Below are 21769 nucleotides of genomic sequence, written 5' to 3'. Positions count from 1 at the left end.
TCCACCCCTGGTACACAGAGGGCCTCTATGAAAGTCCGCACCCGATTCGCACCAAGCCCCACCGGTTATCTCCACATCGGCGGTGCCCGCACGGCGCTGTTCTCCTGGCTGTACGCCCGCAAGCACGGCGGCGAGTTCGTGCTTCGGGTGGAGGACACCGACCTGGCCCGATCCAACGCCGAATCGGTGAATGCCATCCTGGAGGGGATGAGCTGGCTTGGGCTGGAGTACGACGAGGGCCCCTTCTACCAGACCCAGCGTTTCGACCGGTACAAGGAGGTGGTGCAGCGCCTGCTGGACGAGGGGCATGCCTACTACTGCTACTGCACCAAGGAAGAGCTGGAGGCCATGCGCGAGGAACAGATGGCCCGCAAGGAGAAGCCCCGTTACGATGGCCGCTGCCGCATGCGCAAGGCGCCCCGGGAAGGGGTGGATCCGGTGATCCGCTTCAAGAACCCCATGGAGGGGATCACGGTGGTGGACGACATGGTGCGCGGCCGGGTCACCTTCCAGAACAGCGAGCTGGACGATCTGATCATCGCCCGCTCCGACGGCACCCCCACCTACAACCTCACGGTGGTGGTGGACGATTGGGACATGGGCATCACCCATGTCATCCGCGGGGACGACCATCTCAACAATACCCCGCGCCAGATCAACATCCTCAAGGCCCTGGGGGTGGAGCCGCCCCGGTACGCCCATCTGCCCATGATCCTGGGGCCGGACGGGGCCAAACTCTCCAAGCGCCACGGGGCCGTGAGCGTCATGCAGTACCGGGACGAGGGCTATCTCCCCGAGGCCCTGCTCAATTACCTGGTGCGTCTGGGCTGGGCCCATGGGGACCAGGAGATCTTCTCCCTGGACGAGCTGATCGAGTTGTTCGATATCGAGGACGTGAACCACTCCGCCTCGGCCATCAACCCCGACAAGCTGTTGTGGCTGAACCAGCATTACCTGAAGACCCTGGGCACGGACCACGTGGCGCGCCAGCTCTCCTGGCACATGGGCCAGCGGGGCGTGGATCCGGCCTGTAATCCCCCGCTGCGGGACGTGGTGGAGGCGCAGCGGGAGCGGGCCAAGACCCTGGTGGAGATGGCGGACAACAGCCTCTATTTCTACCGGGAGGTGGAGACCTACGACGAGAAGGCGGCGCGCAAGAATCTCACCGCCGATTCCGCCCCCGTGCTGCAGGCCCTGCACGGCGCCCTGGGCGCCCTGGGGCAGTGGGAGGACGGCCCGATCCATCAGGCGGTGATTGATGTTTCGGAAAGGATGGGGTTAAAATTAGGAAAAGTTGCACAGCCGCTTCGCGTGGCCGTCACCGGGGGAACGGTATCCCCGCCCATCGATCAGACCCTGCGTCTCATCGGTCGGGATCGGACGCTGAAGCGCATCGAAAACGCCGTTCAATGGATTGAAACAAAAACGGTTGACAACGCATGAAGCGGTCTGTATAGTACGCAACTTCTTCAACACGGGGCCATAGCTCAGCTGGGAGAGCGCCTGCATGGCATGCAGGAGGTCGGCGGTTCGATCCCGCCTGGCTCCACCAAACAAAAGTGATTTGCCCAGGGATAAGGGCATCAATCTGCTTCAGGATGAATGACTTTATTTTCTGAAGTAAAAAGTAAATCCATGGATGGCGTTGCAAGGCCTTCGTATCCATCTGCAAAACAATTTATTTTTTGAAGATTTAAGAAGGCTTGCAAAAACAGGTTTTGTTGTTAAAATAATGCTTTCTCTAGTCCCCATCGTCTAGAGGCCTAGGACACCGCCCTTTCACGGCGGCGACCGGGGTTCGAATCCCCGTGGGGACGCCATACATAATCATTCTTGAGCATGATTCAAGTGGTGTCAAGGATGAAGGGTTCAGGATAGACCCGAAAGAAAGGCCCCGCAAGGGGCCTTTACTTTTTCGATTCCCTTCCTTTTATTCCCTTCCTTTTTGTGGTTTTTCCCTTCTCCGGTCGGATCCCCCTTGCATGGGGCATGCCCCTGGCCGGTCCGATCTTTGATCTTCCGCGAATGGGCCATCCGACCCGATGGAGGCCTTCAAAGGGTCTATGCTTGTCCTTAAGGGGACAGGGCGGGGCGCCGTTCACCGCCTGAATGGATCGCTGCCCCTCTGTGGCCAGGGGATGCCTTGGGTTCCCGGGGATCGGGACCGGCGTCGGAGACCGGTGGGAAGCGATGCGGGAAGGTGCGTGGACAGCACGGGAATGGAACCCCCTGGGAAGAATGGACTGGGGGCTTTCGGATATCGAGATGGCGACCCTGCCGTTGGCCCGTCTGCGGGTGGACCGGGTGGGGGACATCCATGCCGCCAACGAGACCGCGGCCGACCTCCTGGGGGCGCAGATCGGCGGGGACGGGACGATGGCGCGGGTGGCGGACTTCTTCGCGGGCGAGGATCCGGGGGTCCTGGATCATCTCCTGGAGGAGGCCCGCGGGCAGGGCGGGTCCCTGGCCCGGGATCTGCACCTCAAGGATGCCGGGGGGCGCGCCTTCCGGGCCGATCTCCTGGTCCTGCATGCCTCCCGCAAGGACCCCGATCCCGCGCCGTTCCTGTTCATCCTCGCCGAGCGCATGCCGTCCCTCGGGTCCCCGGGGGATGGTGAGACCACCCTGCGCCACTTCTACGACCTGCATGCCGTGGGCATGGCCCTGATCTCCCCCGAGGGCCGTGCCTGGCTGGGCTTCAACGAGCGCTTCAGGGAGATCCTGGGTTATTCCCGGGAGGATTTGGAGGGCATGGCCTGGGGCGACCTGCTCCATCCCCACGAGCGCGCCGCCGATGGTCACCTCTTCCAGCGCATGTGCGCCGGGGAGGATGCGATCCATGTCGGGGAGCGGGTCCTTCTGGGGGCGGGGGGCCGCACCATCCATGCCCACCTGGAGCGTCGTGCGGTGTGCGCCACCGACGGCACGCTGCGCTGCTGTGCCGTGATCCTGAGGGACATGACCCATCTGCGGCAATTCATGCGCCGAACCCAGCGGTTGCGGCGCGTGGAGCAGTTGCTGGGGCAGGTGAACCAGGCCATCGTGCGCGAGGTGGGGCTGCGGGAGTTGTTGCACCGGATCTGCCACATGGCCGTGGAGGTGGGGGGGTTCAGCGCCTGCTGGATCGGGCTCTGGGAGGCCATGGATGTGCGCAGTCTGCGTCTCTTCGCCCGCGCCGGGGCCGATGTGGGGGACGTGGATCCGCAGGCCAGCGCCGGGGAATGGCTGCCGGGGGACGGGCAGCGGGAGAATCCCCTCGTCCTCAATGACCTGGAAGTCGACTCCGGCGATCTTTCCGAGACACGGGCCGCCGCGCAGGCGGGACAGCGTGCCCTGGCCCGCTTCACCCTGGGTCGCCGCGGGGCCGTTACCGGCACCCTCAATCTCTTCGCCGACGAGCCCGGGGTCTTCAGCGAGCAGGTGAAGGCCCTGCTGCGGGAGATGGCGGGCAATCTCTCCCTGGCGGTGGATCGCATCACGGCGGCGGAGGCCCTGGAGACCGCGCGCAAGGTGGTGGAGTCCAGCCCCGTGGTGGTCTGCCGATGGATTCCGCGCCCGGGCTGGCCCCTGGAATACATCTCGGCCAACGTGGCCCGCTGGGGGTATTCCGCGGCCGAACTGGTGTCCCGGGAGCGTCCGTTTATGGAGCTGATGCACCCGCGGGACCGGGGGCGGGTGGAACGGGAACTGCACAATCATATCCGCCATCGGCGCCGCCGCTTCCGCCGGGAGTACCGCTTGGGGACCGCCCGGGGGGACTGGCTGTGGATCGAGGACTACAGCTGTGCCACCTATGGTCCCGACGGGGGTCTGCTGGCCCTGGAAGGGGTGCTCTCGGACATCACCGAGCGCAGACGCCACGAGCGTCGGGAGGTGGCGCGTAACCGCGTGCTCTCCCTGCTGGCCCACGGAGCGGACCTGCAGTTGATCCTGGAGGCCCTGGCGGAGGGGGTCCAGGAGGTGGAAGAGCCCATCGCGCAGCGCTGCGCCATCCTGCTCACCGAGGAGGGCGGGGCGTTTCTGCGTCTGGCGGTGGCACCGGGGCTGCCTCCCGGTTTCCGGTCCTGCCTGCAGCGCATCCGGATCCGTCCCGGGGTGGGGGGCTGTGCCCGGGCGGCGGCCACGCGTCAGACGGTCATCAGCCACGACATCGCCCGCGATCCCGCCTGGGCGAAGGTCCTGGATGTGACCCGGGAGGCGGGGGTGGCGGCCTGCTGGGCGGTGCCCATCCTGGCCTCCACCGGGGAGGTGCTGGGGGTCTCCGCCATCTTCCGGGCGGTGGCCGGGGCCCCGGATGAGGGTGAGATGCGCCAGATCCAGGACAAGGCCAACCTCGCCGCCATCGCCATCGAGCGGACCCGGGACAGCCAGTCCCTGCGGGAGAACGCCGAGCGCTGGCGCTTCGCCATCGAGGGGGCCGGGGACGGGGTATGGGACTGGGACCTGTCTTCCGATCGGGTGCTTTACTCCCGTCGCTGTGACGAGATCCTGGAGTTGCCCCAGGGCAGCGGCATGAGCCGCGTGAAGGACTGGGTCGCGCGGGTGCATCCCGAGGACCAGGCCCCGCTGGAGGCCGCCCTGGACGCGCATCTGCAGGGGCAAAGCCCCCATTATGTCTTCGAACACCGGGTGCGGACCGGGGAGGGGGCATGGAAATGGATCCTGGCCCGGGGGCTGGTGGTGCGCCGCGATGCCCACGGCCGGCCCCTGCGCATGGTGGGCACGGTGGCCGATATCAGCGAACGCAAGCGCCTGGAGGAGGAGCTGCGGGCCCTGGCCACCACCGATTACCTCACGGGGCTGGCCAACCGGCGCCATTTCCTGGCCCGGGTCTCCGAGGAACTGGCCCGGTTGTCCCGCCATTCCGATAACGAGGCCGCCGTGCTCATGCTGGACCTGGATCACTTCAAGTCCGTGAACGACCGCTACGGCCACTCCGCGGGGGATGCCGTGCTGCGCCATTTCGCGGGGTTGCTGCGCGAGGGGCTGCGGCGTATCGACCTGCCCGGACGGGTGGGGGGGGAGGAGTTCGCCGTGCTGCTGCCCGACGCCGGCATCCAGGATGCGCAGAAGATGGCCGAGCGCCTGCGCGCCCGCTTGGCGCAGCATCCCGTGGCCGTGGAGGGGGCCTGCATCCCGGTCACCGTGAGCATCGGCATCACGCGATTGCGGCCCGAGGATCCCTCCCCGGACGAGGCCCTGCAGCGGGCCGACACGGCCCTCTACCGGGCCAAGTCCAGCGGCCGCGACTGCGTGCGGGTCTTTGAAAGGGGCGGCTGAAGGGCCTAGGATGGCCGACTTGATGGTTGTCACCTTCAAGTCATGGCCTTGCCGGCCGATACCGCGAGCATCGGCGGGCGATGCCCGCGGTGCTCAGGGCGATGGAGAATCCCCCTCAGGGAGGGGCACGCGGTTGGGATCAGGGCCCCGGGGGCGTGGACAATAAAGACGCGTCCTTCGGCGCGGCAAGAACCTAAGGTGGGTACACGATGAAGGTTTCCTCCCTCACGATCGGGCGCAAGCTGGCCCTGTCGTTCGGCTTGATCCTGACACTCCTGGTGATCGTTGCCCTCATCGGCTGGTTGGGCCTGAACCGCCTCGGAACGGCCCATGATACCTCCGCCGCGGCCTATGAGCAGGCCCTGTTCCAGGTGGAGAAGGAGGTGGATCACCTGGCCTGGGTCAATAATCTGGCCAACACCTTCATCCTGGGGTCCAGCTTTTCCGGGCAGTTGGATCCCACCCGCTGCGACTTCGGCCAGTGGTATTACGACTTCCGGGACAGCCCCGCCTACAGCGAGGCCCCCGAGTCCTTCCGCCGTACCTTCGATGCCATCGAGGCCCCGCATGAGCGCCTGCATCAGAGCGCCCATGACATCCTCGAGGCCCAGGAGGCGGGGGACCGGGGGGAGGCCCTGCGCATCTACCGGGACCGCACCCTGGCGGAGCTGGCCACCCTTCAGGACCTGTTCGCGGACCTCAAGCAGGACCTGACCCGCGAGCGCCGCGCCGCGGACGATTCGGCCCGCACCGCCGCCGCCACCGCCACCTCCATCATGGGAGGGGCGGCCGTGTTCGGCATCCTGGTGGCCGGGGGGCTGGGCCTGCTCATCACCCGGGCCATCGTGGGACCGGTGCGGGCCACCACGGCCCATCTGCGGGCCATCGCCGAGGGGGACGGGGACCTGACCCAGCGCTTGCCGGTGGAAAGCCGGGACGAGATCGGCGATCTGTCACGGGCCTTCAACGGCTTCGCCGACCGGGTGCATGAGCTGGTGAAACAGGTGGTGGGGGCCGCCTCGCAACTGGCGGCGGCGGCGGAGGAGCTCTCCGCCACCAGCGGCGAGACCCGCCAGCAGGTGCAGCACCAGAAATCGGAGGTGGAGCAGGTGGCCACCGCCATGAACGAGATGACCAGTACCGTGCAGGAGGTGGCGCGCAACGCCGCCGAGGCGGCCCAGACCACCCGCACCACCGACGAACAGGCCCAGACCGGGGGCCGGGAGGTGACGCAGACCATCCACACCATCGAGACCCTGGCCAAGGAGGTGGAGGACGCCGCCGAGGTGATCCACCGTCTCTCCGCCGACAGCGAGGAGATCGGCAAGGTGCTGGACGTGATCCGGGGCATCGCCGAACAGACCAACCTGCTGGCCCTGAACGCCGCCATCGAGGCGGCCCGGGCCGGGGAGCAGGGGCGCGGGTTTGCCGTGGTGGCGGATGAGGTGCGCACCCTGGCCAGCCGCACCCAGGAATCCACCAACGAGGTGCAGGACATGATCGAGCGCCTGCAGTCCGGGGCCTCCAAGGCGGTGAAGGCCATGGATCAGGGGCGCTCCAGGGCGCGGGACGGGGTGGACCAGGCCGGCCGTGCCGGGCAGTCCCTGGAGGTGATCACCCGCTCCGTGGGCACCCTCAACGACATGAACAGCCAGATCGCCAGCGCCGCCGAGGAGCAGTCCACCGTCGCCGAGGAGGTGAACCGCAACGTGGTCAACATCAACGACGGTGTGGAGCACGCCGCCTCCGGTGCCGATCAGATCGCCTCCGCCAGCGAGGAACTGGCGCGACTGGCGGCGGATCTGCAGGACCGGGTGGGCCGCTTCAAGGTCTGATCCCCCAAACGCCCCGGGACAGGAGGTCCCGCTTGCTGTAGGCTGCCCCGCCATCCATGGCAAGGGGAGCAGCGAGGGCGATGGCATCCGATCCGGGCAGACAACGGGAAAAAATGGAAACCCTCTATCAGGAGGTCCTGCGCCGGAATCCCGGCGAACGGGAATTCCATCAGGCGGTGCGGGAGGTCCTGGAGACCCTGGGTCCGGTCCTGGAGCGCCATCCGGAACTGGCCCAGCGGCGCATCATCGAACTCCTGTGCGAGCCCGAGCGCCAGATCATCTTCCGGGTCCCCTGGCAGGACGACCAGGGCCGCACCCGCATCAACCGCGCCTTCCGAGTGGAGTTCAACAGCGCCCTGGGGCCCTACAAGGGCGGGCTGCGCTTCCATCCCTCGGTGTACCTGGGGATCGTCAAGTTCCTGGGATTCGAGCAGGTCTTCAAGAACGCCCTCACCGGATTGCCCATCGGCGGGGGCAAGGGGGGCAGCGATTTCGACCCCAAGGGCCGCTCCGACGCCGAGATCATGCGCTTTTGCCAGAGTCTGATGACGGAGCTCTACCGCCATCTGGGGGAACACACCGACGTGCCCGCCGGGGACATCGGTGTGGGGCAGCGGGAGATCGGCTACCTCTTTGGCCAGTACAAGCGCATCACCAACCGCTATGAATCCGGCGTCTTCACCGGCAAGGGGCTGGATTGGGGGGGGAGTCGCGCGCGGCGTGAGGCCACGGGATATGGCGTCGTCTTCTTCACCCAGGAGATGCTCCAGGCCCATCAGGATCACCTGGAGGGCAAGACCTGCATCGTCTCCGGTTCCGGTAATGTGGCCATCTATGCCATGGAGAAGGCCATGGCCCTGGGGGCACGGGTGGTGGCCTGCTCCGATTCCGACGGCGTGGTGGTGGACTGGAACGGCATCGATCTGGAGCGGGTCAAGCGCATCAAGGAGCTGGAGCGGGGACGCATCCGCGTCTATGCCGAGGGCAAGTCCGGGGTGAACTACCTGGAGGGGGGGAACATCTGGGAGGTGCCCTGCCACGTGGCGCTGCCCTGCGCCACCCAGAACGAGCTCACTGCAGATGATGCCCGCGCCCTGGTGAACAATGGCTGTCTGCTGGTGGCCGAGGGGGCCAATATGCCCTGCACCCCCGAGGCGGTGCGCCTGTTGCGGGATGCGGGGGTCCTGTTCGGCCCCGCCAAGGCGGTGAACGCCGGGGGGGTGGCCACCAGCGCCCTGGAGATGCAGCAGAACGCCAGTCGGGATTCCTGGAGCTTTGCCTACACCGAGTCCCGCCTGCGGGAGATCATGGCGCAGATCCACCACCAGAGCTTCGAAACCGCCGAGCGCTTCGGTCTCCCGGGGGACTACGTGGCCGGGGCCAACATCGCCGGCTTTTTGCGGGTGGGGCGGGCCATGGCCTCCCTGGGCCTGATCTGAATCCCTGCCCGCCGTCTCCCGTATGGTCCGGCGCGCACCCCGAATCCTGGGTGCACAGGCCGCGACGGGCGGATAAGTATTCACCAGGTGAGGATCGCCTTGTATCATGCAGCGGATTGACGATCCGATCCGCCGCCCTGCCGGGTATGCCCGGGATCGGGGCGTTCTGCTTTCGAAGGGGATGAAGAAACATGGCTTTGATCGAATGTCCCGAGTGCGGACGGCAGGTCTCCGACAAGGCGCCCACCTGCCCGAATTGCGGGGTGCCCATCGCCTCGCAGCCGTCGTATGCCACGGCCCAGCCGCAGGAGAGTGAACAGCAACCCCCGCAGGACCATGATGTAGAGGGTCAGGACGAGCGCCAGTGGACCGATGCGGAGCTGGAGGAGATGGAGTTCAACGATCGCGTCCAGCGCCACCGCGTCCTTTCGGTGCTGCTGTTCTTCGGCGGCCTGACCCTGGGCATGGGGATGAAGACCTGGCTCGGCTACGATCCCGACGGCGGCCGGCCCCTGGTCTACTACCTGGCGGACCTGATGGTCTGGGCCGGGATCATCTGGCTGATCTACAACGAGGGGCGCAACCTCTGGTATCACCGCAGACTCGGCGGCTGATGCCCAGCCCCATGCCCGCCGTGGCGGGCCGTTCCCCCGCCGGGGCACGGGTGCCCCGCGGCCATGCATCACGATGGATACGGCGTGATCCACCCCATGCCCAGGGGGCCGGGTCCGTTCTGTGCCCGTGGCCGACCATCTGACCATTCCCATGCTAGTGACCGAGGAGATGACGGTGTGACTTCCAGTTGCAACACAGATTGCACGACCCCCCCGGACGGTGAGGGCAGCGTTCAGGTATCCATGGATACCCGCATCCCGGAGGGCAAGGCCAGGATCTTCGCCGTCTACGGCAAGGGCGGCATCGGCAAGAGCACCACGTCGTCCAATCTCTCGGCCGCCTTCTCCAAGCTGGGCAAGCGGGTGATCCAGATCGGCTGCGATCCCAAGCACGACTCCACCTTCACCCTCACCAAGCGCATGATCCCCACGGTGATCGACGTGCTGGAGTCGGTGAACTTCCACGAGGAGGAGTTGCGGCCCGAGGACTTCGTCTTCGAGGGGTACAACGGGGTCCAGTGTGTCGAGGCCGGAGGCCCCCCCGCCGGTACCGGCTGCGGCGGCTACGTGGTGGGCCAGACGGTGAAGCTGCTCAAGCAGCACCACCTGCTGGAGGACGCGGACGTGGTGGTGTTCGATGTGCTGGGGGACGTGGTCTGCGGCGGCTTCGCCGCCCCCCTGCAGCATGCCCACCAGGCCCTGATCGTCACCGCCAACGACTTCGACTCCATCTTCGCCCTCAACCGCATCGCCGCGGCCATCGAGGTCAAGGCCAAGCACTATCCCGTGCGCATCGGCGGGGTCATCGCCAACCGCAGCGTGGAGACCGACGAGATCGACCGTTTCATCGGCGCGGTGGGGCTGCAGCGGCTGGCCCACTTCCCCCTGCTGGACGTGATCCGCCGCAGCCGCCTGAAGAAGTCCACCGTCTTCGAGATGGACCCGGAGCCGGAGCTGGAGGCCGCGCAGCAGGAATACCTGCGCCTGGCGCAGAGCCTCCTGGACGGGGTGGAGTCGCAGCGGGCCACCCCCATGAAGGACCGGGATATCTTCGATTTTCTGGGATTTGCCTGATGCCGCCCCGGTGGAGGGGATGCGGCAACGGGTGGGGCACCCGCCCCGCCCGGTTTCACGGGCATGACGCATGTAAGGTGGGAGGAGAACGCTCATGACAGGTAAAAAGGGCGCCGGCGCTTTCATGGGGCTGATCAACCGCTTCGGTCCCAGCATCCTGCCCTTCGCGGATGCGGCCAGCGAGGAACTGCCCCTGCAGCGGCTGCTGCGGCTGGCCCTGTTCCAGGTCTCGGTGGGCATGTCCATGGTGCTGCTCACCGGTACCCTCAACCGGGTGATGGTGGTGGAACTGGGGGTCTCCGCCTGGCTGGTGGCGGTCATGGTGGCCCTGCCCATCACCTTCGCCCCCCTGCGGGCCCTTTTGGGGCACCGCTCGGACAACCACAAATCGGCCTTCGGCTGGCGGCGGGTGCCCTACCTCTGGATGGGGACCCTGCTGCAGTTCGCGGGCCTGGCCATCATGCCCTTTGCCCTGCTGGTGCTCTCCGAGGGCAGCGGACCCTTCTTCCTCGGTCCCCTGGCGGCGGCTCTGGCCTTCCTGCTGGTGGGGGCGGGCATGCACACCACTCAGACCGCCGGCCTGGCCCTGGCCACCGACCTGGCCGCCCAGGAGCAGCGTCCCCGGGTGGTGGCCCTGCTGTACGTCATCCTGCTGGCGGGCATGCTCCTGGCCTCGGCGGTCTTCGGGCTGCTGCTGCGGGACTACAGCCCGGGACGGCTCATCGAGGTCCTCCAGGGGGCGGCGGTGGTCACCATCGGCCTCAATCTCCTGGCCCTGTGGAAGCAGGAGGCGGTGAATCACGAGCGGGCCAAGGCGCGCCATGAGCCGGGTGTGCCCTTCCTGGAGGCCTGGCGCTCCTTCAGTGCCCACAGCCAGATCCGCCGCCTCTTGGTGGTGATCGGTCTGGGCACCCTGGGATTGAACATGCAGGACATCCTCCTGGAACCCTATGGCGGCGAGATCCTGGGGATGTCCGTCTCCGCCACCACCACCCTCACGGCCCTGTGGGCGGCGGGGATGCTGGCGGCCTTCTCCCTGGCGGCCTACCAGCTCACCCGGGGTGCCGATCCCTATCGGGTGGCGGCCCTGGGGGCGCTCATCGGTGTGGCGGCCTTCCTGATCGTGGTGGCGGCGGTCCCCCTGGAGTCCACCCTCATCTTTCGCCTGGGGACCGGCCTCATCGGGTTCGGCGGCGGCCTGTTCGCCGTGTCCACCCTGCTGGCCATGATGGCCTTCGCCCAAGGGGATCAGAGCGGCATGGCCGTGGGGGCCTGGGGGGCCGTCCAGGCCACCGCCGCCGGGGCCGCCATGGCCCTGGGGGGGATCCTGCGCGACCTGGTCGGGCTGTTCGCCGGCTGGGGGCTCTTCGGAGAGGGTCTGTCCGGAGCCGCCACGGGGTACCTTGCGGTCTATTACCTGGAGATCGGCCTGCTGGTGGCGGCCCTGGTGATGATGGTGCCGTTGCTGCGCGAGGGTGGACCCCGCCACGGCGGATCCTCCCGTTTTGGCATCTCCGATTTCCCCGGTGCCTGAGGGGCTGGAGGAAATCATGATCTGGGTCAGAAAAAATCCGGATGTCCGGGAACTTTCCCTGAGGCATCCGGGGGTTCTGTACTTAACCTATTGATAGTAAAGGTCTTTTTGGGGGGATTCACGGCGTTGTCATTGCTTGACATTTGGCCTTGTCAACGTAGACTTACAACCCGACGACAGGCACGGTCATTCGGCCGATGCAGGGAGTACATGGTTCAAGCGCTCAGGCAGGCAGTCCGCCCGGGCAACTGAACAGAGACCGTTTCGTTCCACCCCTGATGGCCACGTGGCCATGCAGGGATGAGCACCATCGGGTCCGCGGACCCGGATTCAAAAAAAGAGGGTAATTTCCATGAGCGAGTACAGACCGAGCAAGCCGAGCAATCCCCGTGACGACTGGAAGCTGTGGCTGGTGGTGAACCCCGGCACCTGGCTGATGCCCATCCTGATGGCCGTGCTGGTTGTCGCCCTGGCCGTGCACGCCTTCGTGTACAGCAACGACAACTACAACCCCCTGACCTACGACGCTTCCGCGGCTGCCGCTGAAGAATCCGCTTCCGAGTAACGGAGGAATCGAGCATGAATGAAAACAGCATCTCCGGTCTGAGCGAAGAACAGGCCAAGGAATTCCACGAACAGTTCAAGACCACCTTCACGGTGTTCATGGTCCTGGCTGCCGCCGCGCACTTCCTGGTGTTCCTGTGGAGACCCTTCTACTGAGGTCTTCTCCACTGCGCCATTGACGCGGTGACCACGGCAGGGGGCCGACTGAGCCAACACCATCATGGGCAAGACTTTTCCAGAGACGCGCCCACGGGTTGCTCGGAAGGCCTGCCTGCCGTTTTTGAATCATTCCAGATTTATTATTGATCATTCTGATCGGCTTTGGCAAGCACCAAGGCGGTCCAGGGTGATCCTCTCCTTACCTTCCCCGATCACGCCCGATCCACGGCGGTGGATCCTTTCCATCCCATGATCCCCCCGGCGCCGAACCGGAACACCTCACGCACCATGGAAAGGGAGATGCGCGCCGCCAAAGGGGCAGGCCGGTCTTTTCCGTGGATCCCGCCCGGCAGGCGGGTCGCCGTCTCCAGCCCTTTCGGTAAGATGCGTCCCTGATGGCCACCTCCCTGGATCAGCCCCCCCAGGCCCTGGTCACCGCCATCACCTCGGCGGCCCGGGATGCCATCGTCATGATGGACGCCCACGGCCGCATCGTCTTTTGGAATCCCGCCGCGGAATCCCTCCTGGGATACCGGGCCGAAGAGGTCCTGGGCCGGGAACTCCACGCCTGCATCACGCCCCATGGGGTCTCCGATGCCATGCGGGCATCCCTGGAACGTTTCTTTCACAGCGGCATCGGCGAGCGTGTGGGGCGAACGGTGGAGGTGCAGGCCCGGCACCGGGATGGCACGCCCATGGACATGGAGTTGTCCCTGTCCGCCTTTCCCTCCGGGGAGGGCTGGCATGCCGTGGGGATCCTGCGGGATCTGGGGGGGCGCAAGCGCACCGAGGCGCGCCTGATGCGCCTGAACGATTGCCTGGCCCGTCTGGGGCCCGATTATCGCGACAACATCGCCAGCATCACCCAAGTCTGCGGCGAACTTTTGGAGAGCGATGCCGCCATCTACCACCGGTTGGAGGGGGAGCGGCTCTGTGTCCTCGGGGGCTGGCGGACCCCGAAGGACATGCCCGCTGAGGATGATCCCGAAGGACATGTCTGCTACGACATGATCTGTGGTGTCCACGGGGATCTCTATGCCGCCCCCGATCTGGCCCGGACCTGCTACGCCCACACCGATCCCTATGTGCGCCGTTATGAGCTGCGGGCCTATCTCGGGCATGTGGTGCGCTGCGGCGACGCGCCGGTGGGTTCCCTGTGCGTGGTATTCCGTAGCGAGTACACCCCCACGGAGGAGGACCGGCGGGTGGTGGGCATCCTGGCGGCGGCCCTGAGCGCCGAGGAGGGGCGTCACAAGGCGGTATGCCAGTGGAGGCGCGCCAAGGAGGAGGCGGAGCGGGCCAGCCGTGCCAAATCGGAGTTCCTCTCCCGTATGAGCCACGAGCTGCGCACCCCCATGAACGCCGTTCTGGGGTTCTCCCAGCTGCTGGAGGCGGATCCGGCACTGGGGGGGGAGCAGCGGGCCCATGTCCATGAGATCCTGCGCGGCGGCCGGCACCTTTTGGCGTTGATCAACGAGGTGCTGGACCTCTCCCGCGTGGAGTCCGGGCGACTGGAATTGTCCATGGAGCCGGTACCGCTGGGCGAGGTGGTGGACGAGTGCATCACCCTGCTGGCTCCCCTGGCCCGGGAAGCGGGGGTGGATCTCCAGGTGCACCCCCTGGATGCCGTGCTGGTGGCGGACCGGATCCGCCTCAAACAGGTGCTGATCAACCTGATCTCCAACGCCATCAAGTACAACCGGTCCGGTGGGTGGGTCCAGGTCCTGCAGGAGTTCACCGGGTCCGATGCCGTGCGGGTGCAGGTGCGGGACACCGGTCCCGGTATCCCGGAGGGCTTGCGGCAGGAGCTGTTCAAGCCCTTTTCCCGACTGCATGAGCAGACCCATCCCGGTTCGGAGGGGACGGGCATCGGCCTGGCCATCTGCCAACGCCTGGTGGGGTTGATGCAGGGGGACATGGGCTATGAGGCGATGGAGAGCGGAGGGAGTTGCTTCTGGTTCCAGTTGCAACGGGGCAGATGGTCCACCCCGGCGCCGCGATCGGGGGATGAGGGGATTATCGAGCGGTCCGCGCCGGAACCATACCCCTTCACCCTCCTGCATGTGGACGACAACCCCTCGAACCTGCGCCTGGTGGAGCAGGCCTTGAGCCGCCGCCCCGCCGTGCGGGTGATCAGCGCCCCATCGGCCGGGCTGGGGTTGGAACTGGCCGGGGTGCACCGCCCGGATCTCATCCTCCTGGATATCAACATGCCGGGTCTGAACGGTTATCAGGTGTTGGAGCAACTGCGCGGGGATCCCGTGACGGCCACGATCCCCGTGGTGGCCCTGACCGCCAATGCCACGGAGCGGGACGCGGAACGGGGCCGGCGTGCCGGATTCGATGATTACCTGAGCAAGCCCCTGGACCTGGAGCTTTTCCTGGGGGTGGTGGATACCTGCACGGCGGCCGCCGGGGGGCTGCGCAGGGGCTTTACGGATCAGCCCGCCGGGTGATGGCGTTCCCGCTCCAGGCGCAGGAGCACCCTCAGGAGGCGCTGCGCCTCCGCTTCCTCCAGATCGTAGAAGCGCCCGCCCAGAATAATCCCCCCCCTGTGCGTGTCCTGCCGGGCGAAACGCACCTGGAGGCCGCAGGCGAAGGGGGGTTCCCCGGGTAGGGCCAGGTCTTTCACCTGAAGCAGGTCCCCGCGGTCCACTGGGGGCTCGCCGGGGAGCAGGGCGCGCAGCCCCCCCAGGGACAGGTCATCCAGATGGCCGGGGTATTCCCTGCCGGCCCGGTCCTGCACGATCAGTTCCACCGGCGACCGCCCGGACAGATGGGTGCGGAAATGGAGGCGTTTTTGGGCATCGTCCATGGCCTCGGGGACCTCCACCACATAGAAGGCAGCGTCGTCATGCTCGCCGGTGTGCAGGACCGGGCTTTGAAAGTGCAGGGGGGTGCCATCGAGCGTGGTGTAGATCTGCATGACCCGCCCGGGGGCGACGCGCAGATGCCCCTGGTAGGGGGTCAGTTCCTCGAGGAACAGCCAGCCGTGCCCGGGGTCCAGGCGCAGCAGCCGGGTGGAGAAGAATTCCGGCTCGCTGTCCAGGCGCACGTGCAGGGATGTTTGCCGGGCCTCCAGTTCGCGCAGCCGGGTGAGGATGGTATCGGCTGCCCCATGGGGGGGACCCTGTTCGCCGGGCGAGGTGCCCGGATTGGCCGTCGGGGTCTGTAGCATGGCACCGGACCTCTCGAATGCTCGGGCCGTGGCCCGGGTGGGCTGGGCCATCGCTGGCCAGGGGCCGATGCGCTTCGGGGGATCGAAGCGTACGCGCACTCACCCGGGATAGGACGACCCGATCCATGTGCTCCTGTAATAAGGTTAGCACATGGTACGGGAAGGGGAGGGGTCAGGCCTTGGTGATGCTCTGGGAGGAGGCGGTGGAGAAGGTGCGACCCCGGGGGTCGTAGAGTTCGGTGCGCGTATCGCCGCCACTGCGCAGGATATGGATCGCCTGATCCACGCGGCGCCGGGCGGTTTCTACCACACCGCCGTTCACCTGGTTCAGTTGCCGGCAGTGATGCATGATCTGCGTCAGGCGTTGCCACAGGGGGTGCAGGATCTCATCCTCGTCCCAGTCCCGCAGGCAGCGTTCCATGCCCTGGGCGTCGGCGCTGTAGCCCTCCCGGGTGAGCAGTTGTGTCTGCTCCTGGGTCAGGGCCTCCAGTTGCCGTACCCGTTCCTGTTTTTCGGCCACGGCGGCGTCCATCCCGTCCAGGTCGCGGCTGGAGAGGGCCGCGCTCTCACGCTGCAGGGCGGATTCCAGGGCACCCGCATGACGCAGGGCGTCACCGAGGATCCGCTCCAGCCGCTGCGGGAGGGTTTCGGCACCCATGGATCAGATCATCCGCTCGGCGTTCATGATCTTCTCGGCCACCGCGCGGGCATCCACCTCGTAGCGTCCTTCGGCGATGGCCTGGCGCAAAGCCTCCACGCGCTCGCTGTTCACCTCCGGCTGGGCGGTGGCGCTCTGCTCCAGATCGCTCAGACGGCGGGCCGTCTCCGTCAGGGTGACCTTGTCGCCGGGGCCCGTGGGTGCGGTGCCCCCCGCATTCCCCCGGCCACCCCGGGGCGCTTCGGGGGTGTTGCGGGCATCCCCCGCACCCCGCGCCTGGGGTTGGTTCAGGTTCTTGATTTCGATGGACATTTCCATTCCTCGCAAAGACAATTCAAGGCGTTCACTATCGCCTTTATCGGCATGGCGGCCGCTTCCTTTAGGAAATGCCGTAGGATGCACGTCACATCGTAACACCCACGACCCCGCTGGACAGTACCCGACCCTCCACCACCCGGCCGGAGGAGAGGTTACGCACCCGGACCTGCTCGCCGTAGGCCCCATCCCCCAGGGCCTCTCCCCGGACGCGCACGCTGATGGCGGCATTCTGGGCCATGAGGGTCACCTTCTGTCCCCGGTGCACCAGTTGCCGTGGCTCTACCAACTGCGGTGTGAGCACCGTGCCCGCCTGCAGGGAGCGTCTCAGCACCATGCCCTGGACCCGTTGCGGGTCCACGAGATAGCCGCCGTACAGATCGTCCAGGGCGCGGCGTTCCAGGCGTATGTCCTCCCCGGAAAGGACCGTGTCCCGGGGCAGGGGGCGGCGGGTCACCAGCACCTCCCCGGAGACCCGGACCTCCATGGGGACGAACAGACGCCATGGCGCCGGCCCGTCACAACGCACCCCCACCGTGGTGCTGCCCATGAGCCGGGCTCCCGGGGGAAGGCTTGCCTGCAGGGGTTCGCCGCAGGCCCTGAGGCGCAGGCGGGGATCCAGGCGGCCGGCTACGACCTGAACCTCCACCCCCTCGCCATGGTGATCCCGCGCCACTTCCTGCAGGTACGCCCGTGCGGCCGCCTGAATGGTCTCATGATCCTGGATCCCTGCGGCGTTCTCGGCGGCGGATCCGGCCGTCGGCAACAGCAGCACGAGGATGAGGGCGAGGAAGAATCCCTGGCGGCAACGCACACACTGTTGTTTCATAATAGACCTCGCAACAAGGGTTCGCGAATCCGCCGGGCGGCGGCCCTCACCGGAGTGACGGAAAACCGGCGCGCCCGGACAATTGTTGGTAGTTAAAGCAATATTAATGCCGGATTCAGGGTCAAGGACCCGGGGGATCCGCCGATACAACCGGTCAGCCCCGGCATACGGGGCGATCATCACCCGGGGACCGCGGATCCCGGGTGTCCGCGGGAGGGGCCGATGAGTGATCTTCTGGAAGACGTCAACCGCCGCACCCAGATGGTGGGGCAGAACCGGCTGGAACTGCTGCTGTTCTCCCTGGGGACGCGGCAGATGTTTGCCATCAATGTCTTCAAGGTGCGCGAGGTCATCACCTGTCCCCCGCTGAACCGCATGCCCCGGGCCCATCCCATCGTGCGGGGCGTGGCCACCCTGCGCGGACAAACCGTGTCGGTGGTGGATCTGGCCCGGGCCATCGGCATGAATGCGCCGGAGCCCGACAAGGGGTTTATCATCCTCACCGAGTTCAACCGCTCGGTGCAGGGGCTGCTGGTGGCCGGGGTGGACCGCATCATCAACCTGAACTGGGATCAGATCCGTCCGCCGCCGCGGGGCACCCACAAGGACAGTTTTCTGACGGCCGTCACCCAGGTGGACGACCGGCTGGTGGAGATCATCGATGTGGAGAAGGTCCTGGAGATGGTCACCGGCCCCTCCAAGGACGTGGATGCCTCCCTGGCGGCCCGGGCCGGTGAGGGGGGACGCGTGCCCCGGGCCCTGGTGGCGGATGACTCGGCAGTGGCGCGCAAACAGGTGGTGCGGGCCCTGGAGCAGATCGGTGTGGAGTCCGTGGTGGTGCACGACGGGCGCCAGGCCCTGGAGGCCCTGCGGGAGATGGCCAGACAGGGGCCCATCCACGAGCAGCTGGGCATGGTCATCTCCGATATTGAGATGCCGGAGATGGATGGCTATACCCTTTCCTCGGAAATACGGCGCATCCCGGAGTTGTCGGGGGTGTATATCCTGTTGCATTCTTCCCTCAGCGGGACCTTCAACGAGAGCATGGTGAAACGGGCCGGGGCCAACCGGTTCCTTCCCAAGTTCAGTCCGGACGAACTGGCCGAGGCGGTGCTGGAATGCCTGCGCTCGGGGGAAACGGACGCCTGAGGCCGGGCGGGGCGCTGCCCTCGCAGCCCGCAACCTTCAAACAGAACAAGCAGGATCACCTTGACACCCAACCCCATCGAGCCCCAGGACTACGAGGATTTCCGGAAATTCCTGGAGAGGTCCTGCGGCCTCGTCCTGGGGGACAACAAGCACTACCTGGTCACCAGCCGGCTCTCCCGGCTGATGAAGGAATTCTCCGTGGATTCCGTGAGCGAGCTGCTGCGGATGCTCCGCCGGGGCGGCAATGCCGCCCTGCGGGAGCGGGTCATCGAGGCGATGACCACCAACGAGACCTACTGGTTCCGGGACGTCTTCCCCTTCGAGATCCTCAAGAGCCGCGTCTACCCCGAGCTGGCCCGCCGCAAGGGCAATGCCGCGGTCCGCATCTGGTGTGCCGCCTGTTCCTCCGGCCAGGAGCCCTACTCCGTGAGCATGGCCACCAGTGAATACCTCCAGTCCCATCCCGGGAGCCTGCGGGACGTGCAGATCCTGGGTACCGATATCTCCGCAGCCGTGCTCGCCGATGCCAAGGAGGCCACCTATGACGCCCTCTCCGTGGCCCGCGGCCTCTCCCTGGAGAGGCGCAACCGCTTCTTTGTGCAAAAGGGGGACCGCTGGGAGGTGCGCCCGGAGATCCGTAACCGGGTGAGCTTTCGGGAATTCAACCTGCTGGACCAGTACACGGCCCTGGGGCGGTTCGATATCGTCTTCTGCCGCAACGTGCTGATCTACTTCTCCGTGGAGTCCAAGAAGCTGATCCTGCAGCGCATCGCCCAGGTGCTCAATCCCGGTGGCTATCTCTTCCTCGGGGCCTCGGAATCCATGACCAACTACTCCGATGCCTTCGAGATGGTGCGTTGCAACCCCGGTGTGGTCTACCGCCTCAAGGACAAGGATCGCTGACGGCGGCACTTGCGCCCGCAACGTCCCGCGGCAACCCGTCAAGAATCCGTCTTTTCCCTCCCCCGCGTCCGGTCCCTGGCGGTGAATGTTTGCCGCATGGGGCCTTTCCTCTGGCAGCTGCCAGCCTTCAAGTCGCTGAGTGACAAGCCATTCCAAGGGATGGCACAGGGCTTGCAACTCGATCGGCAAGAGGAATTCTTGAGGTCGAAGACCATGCCCCTTTCTTTCAACGACGCCCTCGGCATCCATGAGCAGGCCCTGCAGGTCCGTGCCCGGCGCATGGAGCTGCTGTCCTCCAACATCGCCAACGCCGACACCCCCCATTACAAGGCCCGGGACCTGGATTTCCGTCAGGCCCTGGAAGAGGCGGATACCTCGGGGGGGCTGCATCTGCGCACCACCCATGCCGCCCATATCCCCGCCGTCGGGAAAGGGGGGGGCGACGAGGTCCTCTACCGCGTCCCCACCCAGCCATCCCTGGACGGCAACACGGTGGATCCCCAATTGGAGCAGGCGGCCTTCGCGGAGAACGCCGTGCAGTACCAGGCCAGCCTGGACTTTCTCGGTGACAAGTTCGTCGGTCTGAAGAACGCCCTCAAGGGCGGTCAGTAGGCCGTGGAGGAGTGAATCATGAGCAACCTGTTCAAGGCCTTTGATGTTTCCGGGTCGGCCATGGCCGCCCAGTCGGTGCGCCTCAATACCATCGCCAGCAATATGGCCAACGCCCAGGTGGGCAGTCCCACCGCCGAGGGGGCCTACCGCTCCAAGCAGCCGGTGTTCCAGGCGGTGATGGAAGAGGTGAGCGCCGGAGCGGGCAGCAGTCAGCCCTCCAGCGCCTCGGTGCGGGTAGTGGACATCGTGGAGAGCGATGCCGAGCCGCGGCTGAAATACGAGCCCCATCATCCCCAGGCCAATGACGAGGGCTATGTCTACATGCCCAACGTCAACATGGTGGACGAGATGGCCAACATGATCTCCGCCTCCCGCAGCTACGAGAACAACGTGGAGGTGATGAACACCACCAAGCAACTGCTCCTGCGCACCCTGCAGATGGGGCAAGGCTGAGGTAGACCGATATGAGCACCATCGATCCAAGTGTATTGCAGCGGCTGGGCCTCACCGGTTCCACCGGGACGCAGGAGACCAAGAGCAGCCGCGGGGAACTGGGCCAGGAGGATTTCCTGGAGATGATGATCACCCAGATGAAGAACCAGGACCCGTTCAAGCCCATGGAGAGCGGCGATTTCCTCAGCCAGATGGCCCAGTTCAGCACCGTGAACGGCATCACCGAGATGCAGCAGTCCTTCAAGGAGATCGCCGGTTCCATGCAGTCCAACCAGACCCTGCAGGCGGCCAACCTGGTGGACCGGGAGGTGCTGGTGCCGGTGGATCTGGCCACCCTGGGGGCGGAAGGGGGTGTGGAAGGCGCGGTGGACCTGGAGCGCTCCGCCTCGGAGGTCACCGTGGGCGTCTATGACACCTCCGGCAGTCTGGTGAAACGCATCCCCCTGGGATCCCAGCCCGAGGGGCTGAGCACCTTCCATTGGGACGGGACCACCCACTCCGGTGAGCGCGCCCCGGCGGGGATCTACGAATTCCGGGCCCAGGCCCAGGGAGAGGACGGCAACGTCCAGCCCCAGACCCTGCTCAATGCCCGGGTGAACAGTGTGCGCACCGGCCAGGGGGATGACGGGGTCATGCTCCAGGTCAATGGATTCGGGGAGATCGGTCTCTCCGAGGTCCGCCGCATCGGTTAAACGGCTCAGAACAGCATCCAGCGAGGAAACCACCATGCCTTTCAATATCGGATTGACCGGCCTCAACGCCGCCTCCCAGGACCTGGAGGTCACGGGTCACAACGTGGCCAACGCCTCCACGGCGGGGTTCAAGGGATCCCGGGCGGAGTTCGCGGACGTCTTCGCCCTCTCCTATACCGGGGTATCCAAGACGGCCACCGGCAGCGGGGTGCGCCTGGCGGACGTGGCCCAGCAGTTCACCCAGGGGGACCTGGAATACACGGACAACAACCTGGACATGGCCATCAATGGGCAGGGCTTCTACATGCTGGAGCGGGATGGGGTGGTGGAATACACCCGCGCCGGTCAGTTCAAGGTGGACAAGGAGGGGTACATCGTCAATTCCGAGCCTTGTCCAACGACACATGAGCCTGAAGGAGGGACGTGATTCCAGCGTGAAGTGAGCCTGAAGGCGGTCGGGGTTTGGGATCATCGGAGGATG

At 66.2% G+C, this 21769-nt stretch carries 19 protein-coding genes, 2 tRNA genes and 1 pseudogene; 18 read left to right on the top strand and 4 right to left on the bottom strand.

The features are described 5' to 3' along the window. The first annotated feature begins 27 nt into the window (after window positions 1-27). The 12 genes from gltX to BM214_RS05025 all read left to right on the top strand — a co-directional run bounded on the left by gltX (window position 28) and on the right by BM214_RS05025 (window position 14955). On the top strand, window positions 28-1443 hold the full coding sequence (gene gltX, locus BM214_RS05080; RefSeq protein ID WP_090484173.1) for a glutamate--tRNA ligase: 1416 nt from the start codon (window positions 28-30) through the stop codon (window positions 1441-1443). A 33-nt stretch (window positions 1444-1476) separates the two neighbouring features. After that, window positions 1477-1552 (top strand) — tRNA-Ala (locus BM214_RS05075). Between the two features lie 192 nt (window positions 1553-1744). Next, window positions 1745-1820, top strand: a tRNA-Glu gene (locus BM214_RS05070). A gap of 445 nt (window positions 1821-2265) precedes the next feature. Beyond that, window positions 2266-5280 (top strand): diguanylate cyclase, encoded by a 3015-nt coding sequence (locus BM214_RS05065; RefSeq protein WP_143096351.1) that lies wholly within the window; start codon window positions 2266-2268, stop codon window positions 5278-5280. A gap of 209 nt (window positions 5281-5489) precedes the next feature. Beyond that, window positions 5490-7115 (top strand): methyl-accepting chemotaxis protein, encoded by a 1626-nt coding sequence (locus BM214_RS05060; protein WP_090484169.1) that lies wholly within the window; start codon window positions 5490-5492, stop codon window positions 7113-7115. 80 nt (window positions 7116-7195) lie between these two features. Beyond that, complete coding sequence (gdhA, locus tag BM214_RS05055) at window positions 7196-8554, top strand: NADP-specific glutamate dehydrogenase (protein ID WP_090484167.1); 1359 nt, start codon at window positions 7196-7198, stop codon at window positions 8552-8554. A 191-nt stretch (window positions 8555-8745) separates the two neighbouring features. After that, window positions 8746-9168, top strand: a complete 423-nt coding sequence (locus BM214_RS12575; RefSeq protein WP_090484165.1) for a zinc ribbon domain-containing protein — start codon at window positions 8746-8748, stop codon at window positions 9166-9168. Window positions 9169-9411: 243 nt separating this feature from the next. Further along, the gene (gene bchL / locus BM214_RS05045; RefSeq protein WP_244887853.1) at window positions 9412-10242 is read left to right on the top strand and encodes a ferredoxin:protochlorophyllide reductase (ATP-dependent) iron-sulfur ATP-binding protein; all 831 of its coding nucleotides are present in this window, start codon (window positions 9412-9414) and stop codon (window positions 10240-10242) included. Between the two features lie 94 nt (window positions 10243-10336). Next, on the top strand, window positions 10337-11776 hold the full coding sequence (locus tag BM214_RS05040; RefSeq protein ID WP_090484163.1) for a BCD family MFS transporter: 1440 nt from the start codon (window positions 10337-10339) through the stop codon (window positions 11774-11776). Between the two features lie 352 nt (window positions 11777-12128). Continuing rightward, window positions 12129-12341 carry a light-harvesting antenna LH1, alpha subunit gene (gene pufA, locus BM214_RS05035; protein ID WP_090484161.1) on the top strand — a complete coding sequence of 71 codons (213 nt, stop codon included), beginning with the start codon at window positions 12129-12131 and terminating at the stop codon, window positions 12339-12341. A gap of 14 nt (window positions 12342-12355) precedes the next feature. After that, entirely contained in the window at window positions 12356-12496 is a 141-nt protein-coding gene (gene pufB / locus BM214_RS05030; RefSeq protein WP_063464715.1) for a light-harvesting antenna LH1, beta subunit, read from the top strand. 398 nt (window positions 12497-12894) lie between these two features. Continuing rightward, complete coding sequence (locus BM214_RS05025; protein WP_090484159.1) at window positions 12895-14955, top strand: hybrid sensor histidine kinase/response regulator; 2061 nt, start codon at window positions 12895-12897, stop codon at window positions 14953-14955. Here the strand turns inward: BM214_RS05025 and BM214_RS05020 are convergent. The 4 genes from BM214_RS05020 to flgA all read right to left on the bottom strand — a co-directional run bounded on the left by BM214_RS05020 (window position 14940) and on the right by flgA (window position 17479). Continuing rightward, complete coding sequence (locus tag BM214_RS05020) at window positions 14940-15677, bottom strand: flagellar brake protein (RefSeq protein WP_177217584.1); 738 nt, start codon at window positions 15675-15677, stop codon at window positions 14940-14942. The two genes, BM214_RS05025 and BM214_RS05020, sit on opposite strands and share 16 nt — an antisense overlap. 172 nt (window positions 15678-15849) lie before the next feature. Continuing rightward, complete coding sequence (locus BM214_RS05015; RefSeq protein WP_090484153.1) at window positions 15850-16335, bottom strand: flagella synthesis protein FlgN; 486 nt, start codon at window positions 16333-16335, stop codon at window positions 15850-15852. A gap of 3 nt (window positions 16336-16338) precedes the next feature. Then, entirely contained in the window at window positions 16339-16647 is a 309-nt protein-coding gene (gene flgM, locus BM214_RS05010) for a flagellar biosynthesis anti-sigma factor FlgM (RefSeq protein WP_090484151.1), read from the bottom strand. Between the two features lie 91 nt (window positions 16648-16738). Beyond that, window positions 16739-17479 (bottom strand): flagellar basal body P-ring formation chaperone FlgA, encoded by a 741-nt coding sequence (flgA, locus tag BM214_RS05005; protein ID WP_090484150.1) that lies wholly within the window; start codon window positions 17477-17479, stop codon window positions 16739-16741. A 222-nt stretch (window positions 17480-17701) separates the two neighbouring features. On the opposite strand from flgA, the gene BM214_RS05000 reads away from it, so the two are divergent. The 6 genes and pseudogenes from BM214_RS05000 to BM214_RS04975 all read left to right on the top strand — a co-directional run. Further along, on the top strand, window positions 17702-18628 hold the full coding sequence (locus BM214_RS05000; protein ID WP_090484148.1) for a chemotaxis protein: 927 nt from the start codon (window positions 17702-17704) through the stop codon (window positions 18626-18628). A 60-nt stretch (window positions 18629-18688) separates the two neighbouring features. Next, on the top strand, window positions 18689-19531 hold the full coding sequence (locus BM214_RS04995; RefSeq protein ID WP_090484146.1) for a CheR family methyltransferase: 843 nt from the start codon (window positions 18689-18691) through the stop codon (window positions 19529-19531). A gap of 213 nt (window positions 19532-19744) precedes the next feature. Further along, the gene (gene flgB, locus BM214_RS04990) at window positions 19745-20143 is read left to right on the top strand and encodes a flagellar basal body rod protein FlgB (protein ID WP_090484144.1); all 399 of its coding nucleotides are present in this window, start codon (window positions 19745-19747) and stop codon (window positions 20141-20143) included. Between the two features lie 18 nt (window positions 20144-20161). Further along, complete coding sequence (flgC, locus tag BM214_RS04985) at window positions 20162-20596, top strand: flagellar basal body rod protein FlgC (protein ID WP_090484142.1); 435 nt, start codon at window positions 20162-20164, stop codon at window positions 20594-20596. A gap of 11 nt (window positions 20597-20607) precedes the next feature. Further along, window positions 20608-21288: a flagellar hook assembly protein FlgD gene (locus BM214_RS04980; protein ID WP_090484140.1), complete on the top strand. Its 681-nt coding sequence runs from the start codon at window positions 20608-20610 to the stop codon at window positions 21286-21288. 34 nt (window positions 21289-21322) lie between these two features. Continuing rightward, window positions 21323-21676, top strand: a pseudogene (locus BM214_RS04975) (flagellar hook-basal body complex protein); the annotation flags it as partial. Window positions 21677-21769: the final 93 nt, after the last annotated feature.

Origin of the sequence: Ectothiorhodospira mobilis (assembly GCF_900114895.1) — a bacterium.
In the GTDB taxonomy this organism is placed as follows: domain Bacteria; phylum Pseudomonadota; class Gammaproteobacteria; order Ectothiorhodospirales; family Ectothiorhodospiraceae; genus Ectothiorhodospira; species Ectothiorhodospira mobilis_A.
This window is presented reverse-complemented; position numbering and strand designations above follow the sequence as displayed.